This window comes from Streptomyces sp. NBC_00659 (genome assembly GCF_036226925.1).
In the GTDB taxonomy this organism is placed as follows: domain Bacteria; phylum Actinomycetota; class Actinomycetes; order Streptomycetales; family Streptomycetaceae; genus Streptomyces.
Map to the genome: position 1 here is coordinate 8,113,971 of NZ_CP109031.1, position 19,219 is coordinate 8,133,189.

Below are 19,219 nucleotides of genomic sequence, written 5' to 3' on the forward strand. Positions count from 1 at the left end.
CGTCATGCCCGCGAAGGGTAAGCACCGCCGTCCCAAGTCCTTGCGTTTCACCCGCTCGATCGCCGTGGCCGGAACCGGTGGCGCCGCACTCGCGCTGCCCCTGATGGGAGCCACCGGCGCCCACGCCGCGACCCCGGCCACCGCCGTCGCGCACCAGGTCGAGAAGGCCGCGACCGCCGCTCCCGCGAAGAAGGCCGCCAAGGCCGCCGGGACGAAGACGTACGCGGTGAGGTCCGGCGACTACCTCTCGAAGATCGCCGACGAGCAGAACGTCAGCGGCGGCTGGAAGAAGATCTACGCCGACAACCGCTCCTCCATCGGCGGCGACCCGTCGCTGATCCACCCCGGTCTGAAGCTGTCGCTCGGCAAGAAGGCCGCCGCCCACTCGGCCACGCACTCGGCCACCCGGACGACCACCTCGGCGAAGTCCGGCCAGGCGACCCCGGCCGCCGACCCGGCCCCCTCAGGCACCGCTTCCACCGACGCCCCTTCCACCGACGCCCCTTCCACCGGCACCTCTTCCGGCACCTCGTCCGGCTACACCCTGCCGGTCGCGAGCAGCTCCGTCGGCACCGGTTACAAGGTGGCGGGCAGCATGTGGTCCAGCGGCTACCACACGGGCGTGGACTTCGTGATCCCGACCGGCACCACGCTCAAGTCCATCGCCGCGGGCACGGTCGTCTCCGCGGGCTGGGGCGGCGCCTACGGCAACCAGGTCGTCATCCAGCACGCCGACGGCAAGTACTCCCAGTACGCCCACATGTCGTCGCTGTCCGTCTCGGCGGGGCAGACCGTCACCGAGGGGCAGCAGATAGGTCTCTCCGGCGCCACGGGCAACGTGACCGGACCGCACCTGCACTTCGAGATCCGCACCACGCCGGACTACGGCTCCGACATCGACCCGGTCGCGTACCTGCGCTCGCACGGTGTCGCCGTGGGCTGACCCCCCCGCCTCCTGCTCCTGACGGCAGGAAGATCTCCGAAGGCCGGACCCCATGATCCCCTGGGTCCGGCCTTCGGTGTGCCCGCGGCGACGGCCTCTGGGCGATCGCTGCCTCAACGTCCTTGACGCGAGCCTTATTCCAGAGTTGACCAATGCTTGGCGAGTGGCTTATCTCACCGGCCGTCAACCCTTCCCTACGGTCGCGTAGCTCACATCAAAAGGTGAATCATGCTCCATGTGGCAGACGATTCGAAGAGTGACAACAGATCAGTGATCGGGTCGTACGTGGCGGTGGGGGACAGCTTCACCGAGGGCGTCGGCGACCCTGGGCCCGACGGAGCGTTCGTCGGCTGGGCGGACCGGTTTGCGGTACTTCTCGCGGACCGCAGGCCCGAAGGCGATTTCGACTACACCAACCTCGCCGTGCGCGGCAAACTGCTCGACCAGATCGTCGAGTCCCAGCTCCAGAGGGCCAAGGAACTCGGCCCGGACCTGGTCTCGTTCTGCGCCGGCGGCAACGACATCATCCGCCCCGGCACCGACCCCGACGAGGTCGCGGAGCGCTTCGAGCGCGCGATCGTCGACCTCACCTCCGCCGTCGGCGCCGTCATGGTGACCACCGGCTTCGACACGCGTGGCGTCCCCGTGCTCAAGCACCTGCGCGGCAAGATCGCCACCTACAACGGACATGTGCGTGCCATCGCGGACCGCTACGGCTGTCCCGTCCTCGACCTCTGGTCCCTGAAGACGATCCAGGACCGCCGGGCCTGGGACGGCGACCGGCTGCACCTCTCGCCCGAGGGGCACACCCGGGTGGCGCTCCGTGCCGGACAGGTACTCGGCCTGGAGGTGCCGGCCGACCCGGACCAGCCCTGGCCGCCCCTCCCGCCGCGCGGCACGCTGGAGATGCGCCGCGACAACATCCAGTGGGCGCGCGAGTACCTCGTTCCGTGGATCGGACGGCGGCTGCGCGGGGAGTCCTCGGGCGATCACGTCGCGGCCAAGGGCGCCCTCTCCCCGGACGACATCAAGATGCGCATCGAGTCGGTCGCCTGAGACCTGCACCGGCCCGGCCGGCAAGGCCGGCCCGGCCGGTCGGGACCGGTACCCGGGCGGCCGACCGGCCGGGCCCGGTCCCGTCGGCTGCGGCGCCCCGGGCCGGGTACGGATCAGGAGTACCGGTCGCTCCCGGCGGAATCCGGGACGACCGCCCGCACGGCGGTCCACGACGGGGAGCGGACGAGGCGCGGTACGGGGTCAGTACGGGACCGGGACCGGCGCCGTGCCCGCTAGCGCACCGCCGCCATCAACGCCTCGCGCTCCAGGCCCAGTTCGCGGGCGAGTGCCTCGTCCGCCCATTCCTGGGTCCGCGCCCGTGACACCGCTCCGGAGTACGCCGTCATCTGGACCGCCAGTCCGTCCAGCAGCGCCGTGAGCCTGAGGGCCGCGCTCGTGGGGTCCGGGCAGCGGAACTCGCCGGCGGCCACGCCCTCCGCGATCACCTCGGTCATCGCGGCCTTCCACTGCCGGTCGAGATCACGGGTGACCTCGCGCAGCGCGGGCTCCCGCAGGGAGACCGCCCAGCCCTCGATCCACAGGCGCCAGCCCTTGGCCTGCCCCGTCGGGGCGTACCAGCGCACGGCGGCCCGAAGGCGTCGCAGCGCCGTCGTACGGCGGCCGAGCAGCTTGCGCAGATGGGCGAGGTCGTCCTCGGCGGCGTAGGTGAACGCGGCGGCGACCAGCTTCTCCTTCGTCGAGAAGTGGTACAGCACCAGCGCGTTGCTCACGCCGAGGGCCGAGGCCACGTCGGCGATCCGTACCGCCGCGACGCCTCGCGCCTCGATCTGTTCCACGGCGGCCCGCAGCAACTCCTCACGCCGCTCCGCCACGCTCAACCGGACTCTCGCCACGCGGCAACCCTACACAGCACTTTCGGCGGAAGCCCCGACAGGAGCGGGGGCCGCCCGGGCCGGCTCCGGCCGGCCCGCCCGGCGTCGGTCGACGAACTCTCCTCCCGGCAGGGAGTCGCCGCCCCCGGCCCGGCGCCGCGATCCTCAGCGGTACCAGCCGAACCGCTCCGCGATGACCGGCAGCCGGTCGGTGACGATGGCGTGGGCGGCGAGCCGCGGGGTCGTGCCGTCGGCCTCCGCGCGCGCGAGCGTCCGGTCGATCAGGGCGCGCATGGAGCGCCGTGTGTGGGCGAACGCCTCGTCCGCGTCGGCGCCGATGTCGCCGAACAGGGTCCACCACCACCAGGCGTTCGTACCGGAGTTGACCACGACGTCGGGCAGGACGGTGATTCCGCGCGCGGCGAGCGACCGCTCCGCGTCCTCCAGGACGGGCATGTTGGCCGCCTCGACGATCCAGCGGGCCTTGATCCTCCGCTGGTTCGTCATGTCGATCGCGTACGAGACCGCGGCGGGCACCAGGACCTCGACATCGGCGGACAGCCAGGCGTCACCGGGGAGTTCGCGGTCGGCCGGGCGCAGGACCGCGCGGTCGACCGTTCCGTACGCGTCCCGTCCCGCGAGCAGTGCCTCGACGTCGAGGCCGTCCGGGTTCGCGACGGTTCCCTTGATGTCGGCGACGGCCACGATCCTGAGTCCCGCGCGAGCGAGGAAGCGCGCGGTGGCCCCGCCCATGGTGCCGAGCCCCTGCACGGCGACCCGTGTGCCCGCGTACGGTGTCCCGGCCCGGTCCAGCGCGGCGAGCACCGACTCGGCGACACCGCAGCCGCCGACCAGTTCGTCGAGGCCGATGCCGTCCACCTCGACCGCGAAGGCGTCCGCGAGCCGCTTCCGGGCCGCCGTCTCGTCGTCGAGCAGCGGGTACACGGCCTGGATGGACGAGACGAGGCCGGCCTCCGCGGCGGCCCGGTCGACCAGGTCCTGGGTGAGCCCGAGATCCTCACCGGTGGTCCAGAAGGCCTCGATGTAGGGACGCATGCCGCGCAGATAGCGCACCAGCAGGCCGTACGCCGCCGGGTCCTGGGGATCGCAGTCGATCCCGCCCTTGGCGCCGCCCAGCGGGATGTACCGGCCCTCGGGGTTGTAGTGCAGGGCCTCTTTCATGGTCATGCCGCGGGCGAGCCCGGTGACCTCCTCCAGCGTGCAGCCGGGCCGCATCCGCAGACCGCCGCTGGAGACGCCCCGCACGAGCCGGTCGACGACGAGGAACCCCTGACGGCCGGTGACATGGTCCGTCCAGGTGAGCGTCATCAGGGGGGCGGCGGTCATGGGGTCTCCTCGGGGACGGCGATCAGGGTGGGGCCGGGGGTGCGCAGGGCCTCGGCGAGCGCGGTGCTCAGCTCGTCCGGGCCGTACGCGTGCGTGCCCTGCCCTCCGTAGGCGCGGGCCAGGGCGGGCAGGTCGACCGGAGCGAGGTCGACGGCCGTGGGCGTGTCGCCCCGGGCGGCCATCTCGTCGCGGATCTCCCCGTAGCCGCCGTTGTCGAACACCACGACGGGCAGCGGGAGACGGAGCTGCACCGCGGTCGCCAGTTCCTGCACGGTGAACTGGAGGCCGCCGTCCCCGCTGAGTGCCACGACCTCGCGGCCGGGGCACGCCGTCTTGGCTCCGATCGCCGCGGGCAGAGCGTAGCCGAGCGTGCCGTAGCCGGTCGGGTGAAGATAGCGGCCCGCGGGGCCGAGCGGGAGGTGGGGGAGCGCTCCGTAGTAGCAGCACCGGGCGCTGTCCGAGGTGATCACGGCGTCGTCGGCGAGGACGGAACGGAGGGCCCGCAGGTAGGGGAGCCAGCGGGCGTCGCGCCCGGCGGTCTCGGCGTTCCGCGCTGCCCGTAGGGCCGCTGCCCGCCGTACGGGGTCCTCACCGGGCACGCGCGTGTGCCCGGCGGTGCCGCCGGGCCTCTCGACGGCGGCGAGCAGGGCCGTCAGGGAGAGCCGCGCGTCACCGACGACGGCGAAGTCCGCGGCGAGCCCCGCGTACATCTGGTCCGGGTCCAGGTCCACGCGGATCAGCGCGCCGTTCAGGGCGGGCGGCGCGGACCAGAAGTCGGACTCGGCGAGTTCGGTGCCCACGGCGAGCACGGTGTCGCGTTCCGCGAGCCAGTTCCGGACCGAGGGGCTGTGCAGCGACACGCCGACGGCCAGCGGATGGGTCTCCGGGACGATCCCCTTGCCGTTGGCCGTGGTCAGGACGGGAGCGCCGAGTCTCTCGGCGAGGGCCAGGCCCGGGACGGCCGCCCCGCGCGCTCCGCCGCCGAGCACGAGCGCCGGACGGCGGGCCTCGCGCAGGGCCTCGGCGGCCCGCTCCACGGCGAGGGGCGCCGGGGCGAGGGGAACGACGGGAGGGGTGACGCGTACGGGGCCGGTCGCCTCGGCGGTCTCCAGCAGATCGAGGGGGATCTCGATGTGCGCGGGGCGCGGCCGCCCGGTGCGGAACAGGGTGAAGGCGCGGGCCACCGCCGCGTCGATCTCGGCGACCGAGGACACGCGGTGGCTGAACGCGGCCACGCCCCGCAGGGCCTCCGTCTGACTGCGGGTCTCGTGCAGCAGGCCGGTCGCGAGCCGGGGGTGGCGCAGGGGCATCCCGGGGGAGACGACGAGCAGCGGCACGCTGTCCGAGTAGGCCTGGCCGACGGCCGCCGCCGCGTTCAGCAGGGCGGGTCCGCTCGTGGTGATCACGACACCGGGGCGCCCGGTCGCGCGCGCGTAGCCGTCGGCGGCGTATCCGGCGCCCTGTTCGTGGCGCGTCAGGACGTGCCGGACGCCGTACGCGGACAGGTGGCGGTAGATCTCCAGGTTGTGCGTGCCGGGAATACCGAAGGCCCGGGTCACGGCGTGTGCGGACAGGGCCCGGACGAGGGCTTCGCCGCCGGTGAGCGTCTCACCCATCACAGGCTCCGCACGACGTACGGGGCGCCCTCGGCCGTGGCCGCTTCGGCGGGGAGGTCGGACACGGTGTCTCCAGACGTGGACGGGTCGGCGCGGTCCTCGCGCCCTGGGTACGAGGACCGGTCTACTGAATCGTGAGTCAGTATCGAAACGAGTGCCGGGTCATGTCAACGCACGGGATCGAAGGCGCCGGGAGACACCGCGACGACCCGCGTGCGAGGGGCCGGGCCGACGCCGGGGGGCGGCGGCGCCGGGAAAGGCCCCGCCGGAGCGGAAGAAGTGGGGGTGCGGCGGGGTTGAGCACATACGGACCCAGGGCCACGGACGACTCGTTGTGACCGGGGTGACCCGGCGCTGTCAGAGGCGACGACCATAATGAAAGCCTGACCGACTCCATCTGGAGGTATCCGTGACCGGTTTCCGTACCCTGAGCTCCGGGCTCCGCGCGCTGCGGCCCGCCGCCTTCGGCGCGGATCCGGCTGGTGCGCGCATGCGCCGCATCCGCAATTCGCCGAACTTCGCGGACGGGGTCTTCCAGAACCCGGAGACCGCCCGAACCCGCCCCGACGGCTCGATGGTGGAGTTCGCGAAGGTCTACTTCCGCAGCGAGGAGCGCGCCCACCGCTCCCCGGTCGGGACCGTGCCGGTGCACGCGACGACGCTCGCCGACCTGGCCAGGCCCGCCGCGACCGGGCTGCGGCTCACCTGGATGGGGCACTCCAGCGTCCTCGCCGAGATCGACGGCCACCGCGTGCTGTTCGACCCGGTCTGGGGAGAGCGCTGTTCCCCGTTCGCCTTCGCCGGCCCCAAGCGGCTGCACCCGGTTCCCCTGCCGCTCGCCGCGCTCGGCCCGGTCGACGTCGTGGTGATCTCGCACGACCACTACGACCACCTGGACATGCCCACGATCAAGGAGCTGGGCGGCACGGACACGGTGTTCGCCGTGCCGCTCGGCGTCGGTGCCCATCTGGAGCACTGGGGCGTCCCGGCCGACCGGATCCGCGAGCTGGACTGGCACGAGTCGACCAGGGTCGGCGGGATCACCCTGACGGCGACGCCGGCGCGCCATTTCTGCGGGCGCGGCCTGCGCAACACCCAGCACACCCTCTGGGCGTCCTGGGTCGCCGAGGGCGACGAGCACCGGATCTACCACAGCGGCGACACCGGTTACTTCCAGGGCTTCAAGGAGATCGGCGCCGCCCACGGCCCGTTCGACGCCACGATGATCCAGATCGGCGCGTACAGCGACTTCTGGCCCGACATCCACATGACGCCCCAGGAGGGGATGCGCTCGCACCTGGACCTCCAGGGCGGGCGGCCCTCCGGAGTGATGCTGCCGATCCACTGGGGGACGTTCAACCTCTCCACCCACGCCTGGAGCGATCCGGGCGAGGGCACGCTGGCGGCCGCGCGCGCGGCCGGGGCGAGCGTCGCGCTGCCCCGCCCCGGAGAGCCCTTCGAGCCGACCGCCGAGACCGTCCCCTCCGAGCCGTGGTGGCGCGGTGTGGCGCGTGCGCCGAAGGGCGGCTGGCCGGTCGTCGAGGAGACCGTCGCCGATACACCGGGTGACATCGCCGATGGCTCGGCGGAGGGCACCGGAGAGCCCGAAACGGTGTCCGCGGGCTGATCCACCGATCTGCGGCGAGGGCCGGGGAGCACCATGCTCCCCGGCCCTCGCCGTTTTGCTTGCGACCGCTTCTGACCAGCTCTGATCGGATCCGGGGCCCGGTGCGAACGCGTGTCCGACAGGGTTATCGGTCAGCCGTGCGACGCCTCATACCAGAGCGGGACGCTACCCAGGGGACTTTGTCAACAGCCCACCGCACCTGATGCGTTGGCGACTACTGTCAGTTGCCGACGGGCGACGCAGGGCCGATTTTTGCGGCTCTCTCGACCGGCACCGCGATGGGGCACGCCCGAGTCGCGGAACCGCGGGAGCTCCACGCCCCCGACGCATCCAGTACGAGGACGCCGATGTCTCACCTTCGCGCACCGGCCACACGCGCAGACCGCCGTGAGGGCGGCCGGCACGGCCGACCGGCCGCCCGCGCCACCCTCGCGCCGCCCGAGACGCACCTGCGGCCCCAGCTGCTGCGCCTCGCGGTCCTGCCGCCGACCGCCGTGGCATTGAGTGCGTGCGCCGCCGTCCTGTTCACCGTCCGCTCCACCGGCGCCCGCCCCGGCCCCGTCCTGTGGGCCGTCCTCGCCGGAGCGGTCGGCGTGGCCCTGGCCGCCGTCCTGATCGCCGCCGTGGCCGCCGACCGCGCCGCCGCCTCCGTACGGGAACGCATAGGAGCCCTGCGCCGCACGAGCGCCCGCACCGAGACGGAACTGCGCGACGTCGTCGAGGGACTGCGCCGCGGCGAGGACCCGCCCGCGCGCAGGAAGCGCCGCCGCCCGCCCGCGGACGCCGACGACTTCGAGCTGCTCGCCGCCGACCTCTCCCGTGCCCATGAGGGCGCCGTCGCGGCCGTCGTGCAGGCCGCACAGCTCTCCAGCCGGACGGGCGACGACCAGAAGGTCGAGGTGTTCGTCAATCTGGCCCGGCGCCTCCAGTCCCTCGTGCACCGCGAGATCTCCATTCTCGACGAGCTGGAGAACGAGATCGAGGACCCGGACCTCCTCAAAGGGCTCTTCCACGTCGACCACCTGGCCACCCGCATCCGGCGTCACGCCGAGAACCTGGCCGTGCTCGGCGGCGCCGTCTCGCGCCGGCAGTGGAGCAACCCCGTCTCCATGACCGAGGTGCTGCGCTCCGCGATCGCCGAGGTCGAGCAGTACTCGCGGGTCAAGCTGGTGCCCCCGATCGACGGCACCCTGCGCGGCCACGCGGTCGCCGACGTCATCCACCTGCTCGCCGAACTCGTCGAGAACGCCACCCTGTTCTCCGCCCCGCACACCCAGGTGCTGCTGCGCGTCGACCTCGTCACCTCGGGACTGGCCATCGAGGTGGAGGACCGCGGACTCGGCATGCAGGCGGCCGAACAGGACCGGATGAACGCCCTGCTCGCCGACCCCGACCAGGTCAATGTCGCCGGCCTGCTCCAGGACGGGCGCATCGGCCTGTTCGTGGTCTCGCAGCTCGCCCGCCGGCACGGCATCCACGTACGGCTCCAGAACAACATCTACGGCGGTGTCCAGGCCGTACTCGTGGTCCCGCAGGGCCTGTTGGGCTCGGTGCCGGACGCCGTCGAGGACGCGGGCGCGGTGCAGGCGCCGCCGAACGGGACGAACGGGGGGCACCGGCCGGCCCTCGGCCCGGGGTCCGCGCACACGCCGCCGGCCCAGGTCCCGGTGCTTCCCGCCGGCCGCGCGGCGGCCCCCGTGGTGCCACGGCAGTCGTCACGTGAGCCGTCACGTGAGCCGGCACCCGGATCCTTGCCCGAGCCCGTACGGGGGGAACGGACACCGCCGCGTGACGCGGACGCGCCGGCCGGGGGGCGCGGTGCCAAGCCGCTCCCGGTGCGCGGCGCCCGTGCGGAGCGGCCCAACCCGGCCGAGGCCGTACCCGGCATCCGCCCCGAGGACCGGCTCACCGCCGCGGAGAACGCGGCCGGGCCGCCCACACCGCGCACCGGCGTCGTCCGCGGCACCATGGGCAAGCCCAGCCTGCCCAAGCGTCGCGCCCAGGAGCACCTCGCTCCGCAACTGCGCGAAGGGCAGGCGCCCCGCCCGGACACGGACCACCTCGTCGGGCACGACCCGGGTCTCATGGCGGCGTTCCAGCGCGGGATCGGGCTCGCGGAGGCCGCCCACGTGGAGCCGACGGGCCGGGAACGGCCGGAAGCGTCCCGGATCCCGTCACCGACGTGGCCGGCCGCCCCGGCCGCCTTCCCGGACCGGGCGCGCCTGGAGGAACAGGCCGGGGACGGCGCGGTCCGCGCCCGCGGGGACCTGCCCCCCGGCGCCACCGCCGACGGCCGCGGCCCCCTGGACGTACCCCCGGAGGACGGCACACCGGCGGCTCACCCCGGCAGGGCGCGCGCGACGCACGCGCCGGCACCGCAAGGAGCCCACGACCTCGCGTCCGGACACGACCGCACCACCCGCGACCGCACCACCCGGCACGACGGGAGCGCACCGGCCGGATGACCACCCCCACCGCCACAGCACCCACTCCCACCGCTCCCTCACACCTTCGTACCTCAAGGAGTCGATCCCCCATGGCGAGCGATGCGCCGACCGGTCACGTATCCGATCTCGACTGGCTGATGAGCGGCCTTGTCCAGCGCGTACCCCACACCACGAGCGCGGTACTGCTCTCCAGCGACGGGCTCGTGAAGTCCGTCCACGGCCTCGACCCGGACAGCGCCGACCACATGGCGGCGCTCGCCTGCGGCCTCTACGCCCTCGGACGCAGCGCGGGTGTGCGGTTCGGGGACGGCGGCGAGGTGCGCCAGGTCGTGGTCGAACTCGACTCGACCCTGCTGTTCGTCTCCACGGCCGGCTCCGGCACCTGTCTCGCCGTGCTCGCGGGCCGCGAGGCCGACGCGGCCGTTCTGGGCTACGAGATGGCGATGCTCGTCAAGAGCGTGCGCCCCTATCTGGTCACCGCGCCCCGGCAGCACGCCGTCGAACCCTCCGCGATGAGGTCTTGAGCGTGGCCGCGGCCGGCGACGGGCCCTGGCTCGATGACGCGGCGGGACGCCTGGTGCGCCCCTACACCGTCAGCGACGGCCGGACCCGGCCGAGCACCGCGCTCGACCTCCTCTCCCAGGTCATGGCCACCGGAGCCACACCTCTCGGCTACCTCGGCCCCGAGCACTGCCAGGCGCTCGAACGCTGCCGGGCACCCGTCTCGGTCGCGGAGGTCGCCGCCCATCTGAAGCTGCCGGCGGCGGTCACCAAGGTGCTGCTGTCGGACCTCGTCGACTGCGGGGCGCTGACCACCAAGCCCCCTCAGTTCCACCACAACCCCACTGACCGGTCCCTTCTGGAGGCAGTGCTCGATGGACTACGACGACAGCTCTGACCTGTTCCCCACCGCGCTGAAGATCTTGGTGGCGGGAGGGTTCGGGGTCGGCAAGACGACGTTCGTCGGCGCGGTGAGCGAGATCGCGCCGCTCAGTACGGAGGAGCTGCTGACCACGGTCAGCGCCTCGACCGACCGGCTCGACGGGATCGAGAACAAGGTCGAGACGACCGTCGCGATGGACTTCGGCCGCATAACCCTGGATCCGGAACATGTGCTCTATCTGTTCGGCACACCCGGGCAGGAGCGGTTCTGGTTCATGTGGGACGAGCTCTCCGACGGCGCGCTCGGGGCGGTGATCCTCGCCGACACCCGGCGCCTGGAGGACTGCTTCGCGGCCGTCGACTTTTTCGAACAGCGCGGTCTCGCGTTCATCGTCGCCGTCAACGAGTTCGACGGCTCGTACCGCTACGACCCGGCCGAGGTGCGTGCGGCCATCGACCTCGACCCCGAGATCCCCGTCGTCTGCTGCGACGCCCGGATCTCCAGCTCCGGGGTGCAGACCCTGCTCACCCTGGTCCGGCACCTCCTGGCCCACGCGCCCGCCCACACCCCGAGCCATGGAGCCCGTACATGAGTCACGACCCGCCCCGGCCGGCCGGTCGTCTGCTGCTGACACCGCAGGACAAGGACGCCCCGGCCCGAGTGCGGCGGCTGCGCAGGCTGGGCCTCGGGGAGCGCTCCGAGCCCGCCTTCGACGCCTTCGCGGACCATCTTGCGCGGGTCGCCGCGGCGCCGTACTCGATGGTCAACTTCATCGACGAGCGACAGCAGTTCTTCGCGGGTCTGCACACCCCGGACGGTGGCGCCAGGGGCGCCCGGCTCATGGCCGGCGTGGACGGGAACGAGCTCGAACCGGGCCGCTACATGGCCCGGGACCACGGCTTCTGCCCTCATGTGGTGGTGCGCCGCAAGGCGCTCGTCCTGGAGGACGTCTGCGACTACCCGCGCTTCGCCGGGAACCCGGTCGTCGACGAGTTCGGTGTCCGTTCCTACCTCGGTGCCCCGCTGCTCGACCGCAGCGGCATCGCCCTCGGCACCATCTGTGTCGTGGACATCGAGCCGCGCCCCTGGGGAAGGGCGGGCCTGGAGACGATCAAGGCGATGGCGGCCGAGCTGGCCGGGCAGCTCGAACGGCGGGACGAGGTTCACGGGATCTGACGACGCGCCGGGGCACGGGTGCGGCCTTGTCGGCCGCCCGGGACCCATCCTGTGACGTATGCCGGGACCCCTCCCTGATGTATGTGATGAGCCCCCATGGAACGGGGGTGACGCATGTCCACGTAGTCATGCCTGATGTCACCGTCCTGCCTGATGTCACCGTCATGCCTGTGTCACCGTCCCCCCACGACGCCTCCTCGCCGCACCGGTCCGCTCCCGGCGGCCGGGAGACAGGCCCCGGGACGGGCCGGGAGAACGCGGGCGTGAAGGAAAGCTGGGGCCGCGCTTAAGAAATCCTCGATGGACCCAGGGTGCCGTCGTACGGCAGATTCCTGGGTGAATTCACCCCTCTCCCCGGTGCGGGTCCGCTTCGGCGTGCCCTTTCCCGGGACCTCACGCACAGGAGCCGCACGAGTGAAGGCGCTGGTCAAGGAGAAGGCGGAGCCCGGACTCTGGCTCAAGGACGTCCCGGAGCCGCAGGCCGGCCCCGGTGACGTACTGATCAAGGTTCTCAGGACCGGGATCTGCGGCACCGACCTGCACATCCGCAACTGGGACGGCTGGGCGCAGCAGACCATCACGACGCCCCTCGTGCTCGGCCACGAGTTCGTCGGCGAGGTCGTCGAGACCGGCCGCGACGTCAGCGACATCAACGTCGGCGACCGCGTCAGCGGGGAGGGCCACCTGGTCTGCGGCAAGTGCCGCAACTGTCTCGCCGGACGCCGTCACCTCTGCCGTGCCACCGTCGGCCTGGGCGTCGGCCGTGACGGCGCGTTCGCCGAGTACGTCGTGCTGCCCGCCACCAACGTGTGGGTCCACCGCGTCCCGGTCGACCTGGACGTCGCCGCGATCTTCGACCCGTTCGGCAACGCCGTGCACACCGCGCTGTCCTTCCCGCTGGTCGGCGAGGACGTCCTGATCACCGGCGCCGGGCCGATCGGCCTGATGGCCGCCGCCGTGGCCCGTCACGCGGGCGCCCGCAACGTCGTCATCACCGACGTCAGCGAGGAGCGCCTGGAACTGGCCCGCAAGATCGGTGTCAGCCTCGCCCTCAACGTCGCGGGCTCGACCATCGCCGACGGACAGCGCACGCTCGGTCTGCGCGAGGGCTTCGACATCGGCCTGGAGATGTCCGGCCGCCCCGAGGCCATGCGCGAGATGATCGCCAACATGACCCACGGCGGTCGGATCGCGATGCTGGGCCTGCCGTCCGAGGAGTTCCCGGTCGACTGGTCCCGGATCGTCACCTCCATGATCACGATCAAGGGCATCTACGGCCGCGAGATGTTCGAGACGTGGTACTCGATGTCGGTCCTCCTGGAGAGCGGCCTCGACCTCTCGCCCGTGATCACCGGCCGTTACGGATTCCGGGACTACGAGGCGGCGTTCGACGACGCGGCCGGCGGCCGCGGCGGCAAGGTCATTCTCGACTGGACCCTCTGAGGACTCTAAGGAACTGATGATGTTCGACTCCGTCCGTGACGACCTGCGCACCACCCTTGACGAGATCCGCGCCGCCGGGCTGCACAAGCCCGAGCGGGTCATCGGCACCCCGCAGTCCGCGACCGTGAACGTCACCGCGGGCGGCCGCCCCGGTGAGGTCCTCAACTTCTGCGCGAACAACTACCTCGGCCTCGCCGACCACCCCGAGGTCGTCGCCGCCGCCCACGCGGCGCTCGACCGCTGGGGCTACGGCATGGCCTCCGTGCGCTTCATCTGCGGTACGCAGGAGGTGCACAAGGAGCTGGAGGCGCGGCTGTCCGCGTTCCTCGGCCAGGAGGACACGATCCTCTACTCCTCCTGCTTCGACGCCAACGGCGGTGTCTTCGAGACCCTCCTCGGCGCCGAGGACGCGGTCATCTCCGACGCCCTCAATCACGCCTCGATCATCGACGGCATCCGGCTGTCCAAGGCCCGCCGCTTCCGGTACGCCAACCGCGACATGGCCGACCTGGAGGCCCAGCTCAAGGAGGCCTCCGGCGCGCGCCGCCGACTGATCGTCACCGACGGCGTCTTCTCGATGGACGGCTATCTCGCCCCGCTCCAGGACATCTGCGACCTCGCCGACCGCTACGACGCGATGGTCATGGTCGACGACTCGCACGCCGTGGGCTTCGTCGGCCCCGGCGGCCGCGGCACCCCCGAGCTGCACGGGGTCATGGACCGCGTCGACATCATCACCGGCACCCTGGGCAAGGCCCTCGGCGGCGCCTCCGGCGGTTATGTCGCGGCCCGCGCCGAGATCGTCGCCCTGCTGCGCCAGCGTTCCCGCCCGTACCTCTTCTCGAACACGCTCGCCCCGGTGATCGCCGCGGCCTCCCTGAAGGTCCTCGACCTGCTGGAGTCCGCCGACGACCTGCGCGTCCGGCTCGCGGAGAACACCGCGCTGTTCCGCTCCCGGATGACCGAGGAGGGCTTCGACATCCTCCCCGGCGACCACGCGATCGCCCCCGTCATGATCGGTGACGCCTCCGTCGCCGGCCGGATGGCGGAACTGCTCCTGGAGCGTGGCGTGTACGTGATCGGCTTCTCGTACCCGGTCGTCCCGCAGGACAAGGCCCGTATCCGTGTCCAGCTGTCCGCGGGGCACTCCACCGAGGACGTGAACCGGGCCGTGGACGCCTTCGTGGCGGCGCGGGCCGAACTCGACGCCTGACGGCGTCCGCGCCCCCCGTGTCCGGGGCGCACACCGGTCCGATGGCCGGAAAGGGCGTGTGACCTGAGAGAATCGGTCGCATGATCGAAGCGCGGCGGCTCCACATCCTCCGTGCGGTGGCCGACCACCGCACGGTGACGGCGGCGGCCGCCGCGCTGTATCTCACGCCCTCGGCGGTCTCGCAGCAGCTGACCGCCCTGGAGCAGGAGACGGGCCACCGGCTGGTCGAGCGCGGCGCCAAGGGCGTACGGCTGACCCCCGCAGGCGAGATCCTGCTCGGCCACACCAACGCCGTGCTGGCTCAACTGGAGCGCGCCGAGGCCGAGTTGGCGGCGTACAGCTCGGGCTCCGCCGGTACGGTCACCGTGGCCTCCTTCGCGACCGGCATCGGCCTGGTCGTGGCCCCCGCCCTGGCCCGCCTCGCCGTCACCTCGCCCGGCATCCTCGTCCGTGTCCAGGACGCCGAGGGTGACGCCAGCCTTCCGATGGTGCTCGACCGGCAGGTCGACATCGCGGTGGCCGTCGAGTACCGCGGCGCCCCGGACGCCGACGACCCGCGCCTGACGCACGTCCCGCTCTACGCCGAACCCTTCGACGCGGTCGTCCCCGTCACCCACCGGCTGGCCGACGCCGAGGAAGTGCCCCTCGCCGAGCTGGCCAAGGACCCCTGGATCGGCCCGTACCCCGGCAACCCCTGCCACGACGTGGTCGTCCTGGCCTGCGAGAACGCCGGGTTCCAGCCGCGGCTCGAACACTCCTCCGACGACTTCCGCGCCGTCGTCGCCCTGGCCTCCGCCGACGCGGGCGTGGCCCTCGTTCCCCGCTCCGCCCTGCGCGGCATGGAGCTCACGGGCGTCGTCGTGCGCCCCGTGGACGGGGTCGCCCCCACCCGCCGCGTCTTCGCCGCCGTACGCCGTGGCGCCGAGGGGCATCCGCTGATCCGCCCCGTCCTGGAGGCGCTGACGCGAGCGGCGACGGTCGACTGATCCCGTCGTCCCGTCGCCCGGTTCCCGCATGTGGGATAGCATCCCGGATATGGGAAACGAGGACGATGCCGCCGTCGATGTCCGGCTCGGGGCGCGACTGGCCGAGCTGAGGGCCGAACGGGGCTGGACCCTGGGCGAGCTGGCGGAGCGCAGCGGGATCAGCAGATCGACCCTCTCCCGTGCGGAGCGCGCCGAGATCAGCCCCACGGCCTCCCTCCTGAACCGCCTCTGCCATGTGTACGGGCGGACCATGTCGCACCTGCTGAGCGAGGTCGAACGGGAATCGGCGCTCCTGGTCCGCGCCGCCGACCAGACGGTCTGGACGGACCAGGCCTCCGGATTCGTCCGGCGCTCGGTGTCGCCACCGCACGCGGGACTGCGCGGCGAACTGGTCGAGGGACGGCTCACCGCCGGCGCGGACATCGCGTACGACAGGCCTCCCGTGCCCGGCCTGGAGCAGCACATCTGGGTCCTCGACGGACGGCTCGACGTGACCGCGCAGGACACCGAGCACCGCCTCGGCGCCGGTGACTGCCTCCGGCTGCGCGTCTGGGGGCCGACGCGCTTTCGCTGCCCCGGCCCCGAGGACGCGCGGTACGCGCTGGCGGTGGTGCTGCCGTGATCACCGTCGGGCGCCTCACCGCGGCCGAACTCCTTGACGAAGCCGATGAGTTGGCGGGCCTGCTCACCGACACCGTGGACGGCGGCGCCTCGGTCGGATTCCTCGCGCCGCTCGCCCGCGCGGAGGCCGTCGCCTGGTGGCGCGAGCGCGCGGACGCGGTCTCGGCCGGGCACCACGCGGTCTGGGTGGCCCACGTCGGCGGCCGGCTGCTCGGCACCGTCGCCCTCGCCTTCCCGGGCAAGCCCAACAGCCGCCATCGCGCCGAACTCGTCAAGCTGATGGTCCACCGGGACGGCCGCGGACAGGGCGTGGGCCGGACGCTCCTGGCGACCGCGGAGACGGCGGCGGTGGCCGAGGGCATCACCCTGCTCCATCTCGACACCGAGACCGGAAGCCCCGCCGAGTCGCTGTACCTGTCGGCGGGCTGGACCCGGATCGGGGCGATACCGGACTACGCGGCGACGCCGTCGGGCGAACTCCACCCGACGACCATCTTCTACAAGCGGCTGGGAGCGCTCGCCGACGGCACCTGACGGATTCTGAGACCCGTCGGGGGCACCGGCCCGTCACCTCGTGGAGCGGGACCGCCGGTTCCCGGTGGCGCCGTCCGTTCCACCGCTGACGTCGTGCTTCACCGCGTCGATGTCAGTGGCATTGACTACCGTGCGTCTCATGCCGGATGCAGACGACGTACGCCGTATCGCCCTTTCCCTGCCGGACACGACGGAGAAGACCGCCTGGAGCATGCCCACGTTCCGGGTCGCGGGAAAGATGTTCGCCACCCTGCCCGAGGAGGAGACCTCCATCGCGGTGCGCTGTCCGAAGGAGGAGCGCGACGAACTGGTCCTGGCCGAGCCGGGCAAGTTCTGGATCGCCGACCACGAGGCCGGCTTCGCCTGGGTCCGGGTCCGGCTCGCCGCCCTGGAGGACGACGACGAACTCCACGCCATCCTCGCCGACTCCTGGCGCCAGGCGGCCCCGCCCCGACTCATCGACGCCCACCCCGAGTTGGGCCTGCCGTCCGCCGACTGAAACGGCCTCTGCGCCTGCGGTGCCCCGTGGCATGATCCGCACCGGGAGTGATCCGCCGACGGACGCGATCCGGAATCGGGAACGAAGTGCGGGACGGGCGGCTTCGTGGGGGAGCCGTCGGGCCAGGGGGAGGGGCACGAGCGGGATGGCCATGACGTCGTCGGGCGGGGAGCCACGGGACGGGAAGCGGTCCGGAGCGACGGACTCGGGCTCGGGCTCGGTCCGGTCCCGGGCCGGCCTCCTCGACGACCGGCGGCCCCGGCCCGTCTGGTCGCGGGACTTCGCCCTGTTCTTCGTCGCGCGGGCCCTCGCCCGGCTCGGCGAGACCATGCTGCCGGTCGCGCTCGCCGCGGGACTGCTGCGGTACGGATACGGAGTCGGCGCCGTCGGCCTCGCCATGGCCGCCTCGGCCGCCCCCTTCGCCGGACTGGTGATCTTCGGCGGAGTGATCGCCGACCGGTTCAGCACCCGAAGGCTGATGATCGGCGCCGACCTCGTGCGGCTCGTGGCCCAGTCGATCGCCGCCGCCCTCTTCTTCGCCGGCCATGTGGTCCTCTGGCAGGTCTGTCTGATCGGCGCGGTCAACGGCGCGGCCGGCGCCGTCTTCCAGCCCGGCGTCGCCAGCACCGTTCCGCGTCTGGCCTCCGACATCCAGGCAGCCAACGGCGCCATCCGGATCGCGGAGTCCGCCGCCCAGCTCGCCGGCCCCGCCCTGGCGGGTCTGCTGGTCGCGTTCGCCTCCGCCGGAGGGGTCTTCGTGGCCCACGCCGGCACCTACGCGCTGAGCGCCCTGTGCCTGCTGCTGCTCCGCCTGCCCGCGGCCGCCCCCGCGAGCAGGACCCACGGCGGCGGCTTCCGGGCCGACCTCGCCGAAGGGTGGCGGGAGTTCAGATCCCGTACGTGGATGTGGGCCGTCATCGTCATCTGGTGCGTCTACATGATCTCCGTCTGGGGCCCGACCGTCCCCCTGGTGGCCACCGAGATGGTGCGGGCGCACGGCCCGCGCGCCTACGGCCTGATCAACTCCGCCCTCGGCGCGGGCACGGTCGTCGGCGGGCTCGTCGCCCTGCGCCTGCGTCCGCGCCGCATGCTGCGCGCCGGTTCCCTCGCCCTCCTGGCCTTCGCCTGCTTCCCCGCGTCCGTAGGGGTGGGGTTCGGCGTGGCGGCCGTCTCGGCGTGCGCGATGATCGCCGGAGCGGGTACCTCGTTCTGGGGCGTGATGTGGGCGACCAGTGTGCAGACACAGGTCGCCCCCGACGTCCTCAACCGCATCCACGCCTACGACGTCGCGGGCTCCCTGGCGATGATGCCCGTCGGCCAGGCACTCGCGGGGCCCGCCGCCGCGGCCCTCGGCGCCGACAACGTCCTGCTCGTGGCGGGCGTCATGTCCCTCGTCGTCTGCGCGGCCCTGCTCTCGGTGCCCGCGGTACGCGACCTGGTACGGGTCGACGGCCCCGCGCCCCGGTCACCGGACACCACTGCCGCACCGCGCGAAGGGGCCCTCCGGCCGCCGGGCCCGCACAAAACGGGTGCGCGACCACCGGTGTGAGTGCGGTATTGTTTCCGTGCGCGTCCAACCAGGGGAAATCCCAGGTCAGACGGGTATCGGGACGTGGCGCAGCTTGGTAGCGCACTTGACTGGGGGTCAAGGGGTCGCAGGTTCAAATCCTGTCGTCCCGACTTTACGAAGTCGCAGGTCAAGGGGCCGTTTCAGAGGAGATCTGAAACGGCCCTTTGATCATTTTGGGGACCACTTGGGACCAGCGCACTCGACGAGGCTGAAGCGCATCTTGACCCGGTCAAGGCACGCCATGTAACCCGTTGGTTTGCCTGCTTTCCACCCTCAGTGACACGCTGCATCTCCACCACGACCGCACCCGAGAGCCAGCCGCCTGCACCGCCCAGAACTCTCGTTCCCGATGCCCGCCAGTCGACCTGCCAACCCTAGGCAGGCTTGCGCGGCGATCTGAGACGCCTGGTTGGGGACACCGCCCA

The 19,219-nt window shown here is 72.5% G+C and carries 18 protein-coding genes and 1 tRNA gene; 16 read left to right on the forward strand and 3 right to left on the reverse strand.

The window, feature by feature from the left end:
* Positions 1–4 precede the first annotated feature (4 nt).
* A complete protein-coding gene (locus OG410_RS35450; protein ID WP_329302879.1) occupies positions 5–943 on the forward strand; it encodes a M23 family metallopeptidase in 939 nt (312 codons plus the stop codon).
* Positions 944–1,213: 270 nt separating this feature from the next.
* Positions 1,214–1,999: an SGNH/GDSL hydrolase family protein gene (locus OG410_RS35455; RefSeq protein WP_329304359.1), complete on the forward strand. Its 786-nt coding sequence runs from the start codon at positions 1,214–1,216 to the stop codon at positions 1,997–1,999.
* 233 nt (positions 2,000–2,232) lie between these two features.
* Here OG410_RS35455 and OG410_RS35460 read toward each other — a convergent pair whose 3' ends face one another.
* From OG410_RS35460 to OG410_RS35470, 3 genes are all read right to left on the reverse strand, one after another.
* Positions 2,233–2,853, reverse strand: coding sequence for a TetR/AcrR family transcriptional regulator (locus OG410_RS35460; protein WP_329302880.1), 621 nt, complete (start codon positions 2,851–2,853; stop codon positions 2,233–2,235).
* Between the two features lie 144 nt (positions 2,854–2,997).
* Positions 2,998–4,179, reverse strand: coding sequence for a glutamate dehydrogenase (locus OG410_RS35465; protein WP_329302881.1), 1,182 nt, complete (start codon positions 4,177–4,179; stop codon positions 2,998–3,000).
* Positions 4,176–5,795, reverse strand: coding sequence for a thiamine pyrophosphate-binding protein (locus tag OG410_RS35470; RefSeq protein WP_329302882.1), 1,620 nt, complete (start codon positions 5,793–5,795; stop codon positions 4,176–4,178). The genes OG410_RS35465 and OG410_RS35470 overlap by 4 nt, the downstream gene beginning before the upstream one ends.
* Positions 5,796–6,204: 409 nt before the next feature.
* On the opposite strand from OG410_RS35470, the gene OG410_RS35475 reads away from it, so the two are divergent.
* The 14 genes from OG410_RS35475 (at position 6,205) to OG410_RS35540 (ending at position 18,904) form a co-directional block, all read left to right on the forward strand.
* Complete coding sequence (locus tag OG410_RS35475; protein ID WP_329302883.1) at positions 6,205–7,422, forward strand: MBL fold metallo-hydrolase; 1,218 nt, start codon at positions 6,205–6,207, stop codon at positions 7,420–7,422.
* A 347-nt stretch (positions 7,423–7,769) separates the two neighbouring features.
* On the forward strand, positions 7,770–9,887 hold the full coding sequence (locus OG410_RS35480) for a sensor histidine kinase (protein WP_329302884.1): 2,118 nt from the start codon (positions 7,770–7,772) through the stop codon (positions 9,885–9,887).
* Between the two features lie 71 nt (positions 9,888–9,958).
* The gene (locus tag OG410_RS35485; protein ID WP_328445767.1) at positions 9,959–10,393 is read left to right on the forward strand and encodes a roadblock/LC7 domain-containing protein; all 435 of its coding nucleotides are present in this window, start codon (positions 9,959–9,961) and stop codon (positions 10,391–10,393) included.
* Between the two features lie 2 nt (positions 10,394–10,395).
* Positions 10,396–10,767 carry a DUF742 domain-containing protein gene (locus tag OG410_RS35490; RefSeq protein WP_328445765.1) on the forward strand — a complete coding sequence of 124 codons (372 nt, stop codon included), beginning with the start codon at positions 10,396–10,398 and terminating at the stop codon, positions 10,765–10,767.
* Positions 10,745–11,344 (forward strand): GTP-binding protein, encoded by a 600-nt coding sequence (locus OG410_RS35495; protein WP_328672773.1) that lies wholly within the window; start codon positions 10,745–10,747, stop codon positions 11,342–11,344. Before OG410_RS35490 ends, OG410_RS35495 begins: the two co-directional genes overlap by 23 nt.
* Positions 11,341–11,928 (forward strand): GAF domain-containing protein, encoded by a 588-nt coding sequence (locus OG410_RS35500; RefSeq protein WP_329302885.1) that lies wholly within the window; start codon positions 11,341–11,343, stop codon positions 11,926–11,928. The genes OG410_RS35495 and OG410_RS35500 overlap by 4 nt, the downstream gene beginning before the upstream one ends.
* Before the next feature lie 414 nt (positions 11,929–12,342).
* Complete coding sequence (tdh, locus tag OG410_RS35505) at positions 12,343–13,371, forward strand: L-threonine 3-dehydrogenase (protein WP_329302886.1); 1,029 nt, start codon at positions 12,343–12,345, stop codon at positions 13,369–13,371.
* Positions 13,372–13,390: 19 nt separating this feature from the next.
* Positions 13,391–14,584, forward strand: coding sequence for a glycine C-acetyltransferase (locus OG410_RS35510; protein ID WP_329304361.1), 1,194 nt, complete (start codon positions 13,391–13,393; stop codon positions 14,582–14,584).
* Between the two features lie 80 nt (positions 14,585–14,664).
* On the forward strand, positions 14,665–15,570 hold the full coding sequence (locus OG410_RS35515) for a LysR family transcriptional regulator (protein WP_328672776.1): 906 nt from the start codon (positions 14,665–14,667) through the stop codon (positions 15,568–15,570).
* 49 nt (positions 15,571–15,619) lie between these two features.
* Positions 15,620–16,192 carry a helix-turn-helix domain-containing protein gene (locus OG410_RS35520; protein ID WP_329302887.1) on the forward strand — a complete coding sequence of 191 codons (573 nt, stop codon included), beginning with the start codon at positions 15,620–15,622 and terminating at the stop codon, positions 16,190–16,192.
* The gene (locus OG410_RS35525; RefSeq protein WP_329304363.1) at positions 16,192–16,725 is read left to right on the forward strand and encodes a GNAT family N-acetyltransferase; all 534 of its coding nucleotides are present in this window, start codon (positions 16,192–16,194) and stop codon (positions 16,723–16,725) included. The genes OG410_RS35520 and OG410_RS35525 overlap by 1 nt, the downstream gene beginning before the upstream one ends.
* Positions 16,726–16,864: 139 nt before the next feature.
* Positions 16,865–17,224, forward strand: coding sequence for an MmcQ/YjbR family DNA-binding protein (locus OG410_RS35530; RefSeq protein WP_329302888.1), 360 nt, complete (start codon positions 16,865–16,867; stop codon positions 17,222–17,224).
* A 145-nt stretch (positions 17,225–17,369) separates the two neighbouring features.
* Positions 17,370–18,773: an MFS transporter gene (locus tag OG410_RS35535; RefSeq protein WP_329302889.1), complete on the forward strand. Its 1,404-nt coding sequence runs from the start codon at positions 17,370–17,372 to the stop codon at positions 18,771–18,773.
* A 57-nt stretch (positions 18,774–18,830) separates the two neighbouring features.
* Positions 18,831–18,904 (forward strand) — tRNA-Pro (locus tag OG410_RS35540).
* Positions 18,905–19,219 lie beyond the last annotated feature (315 nt).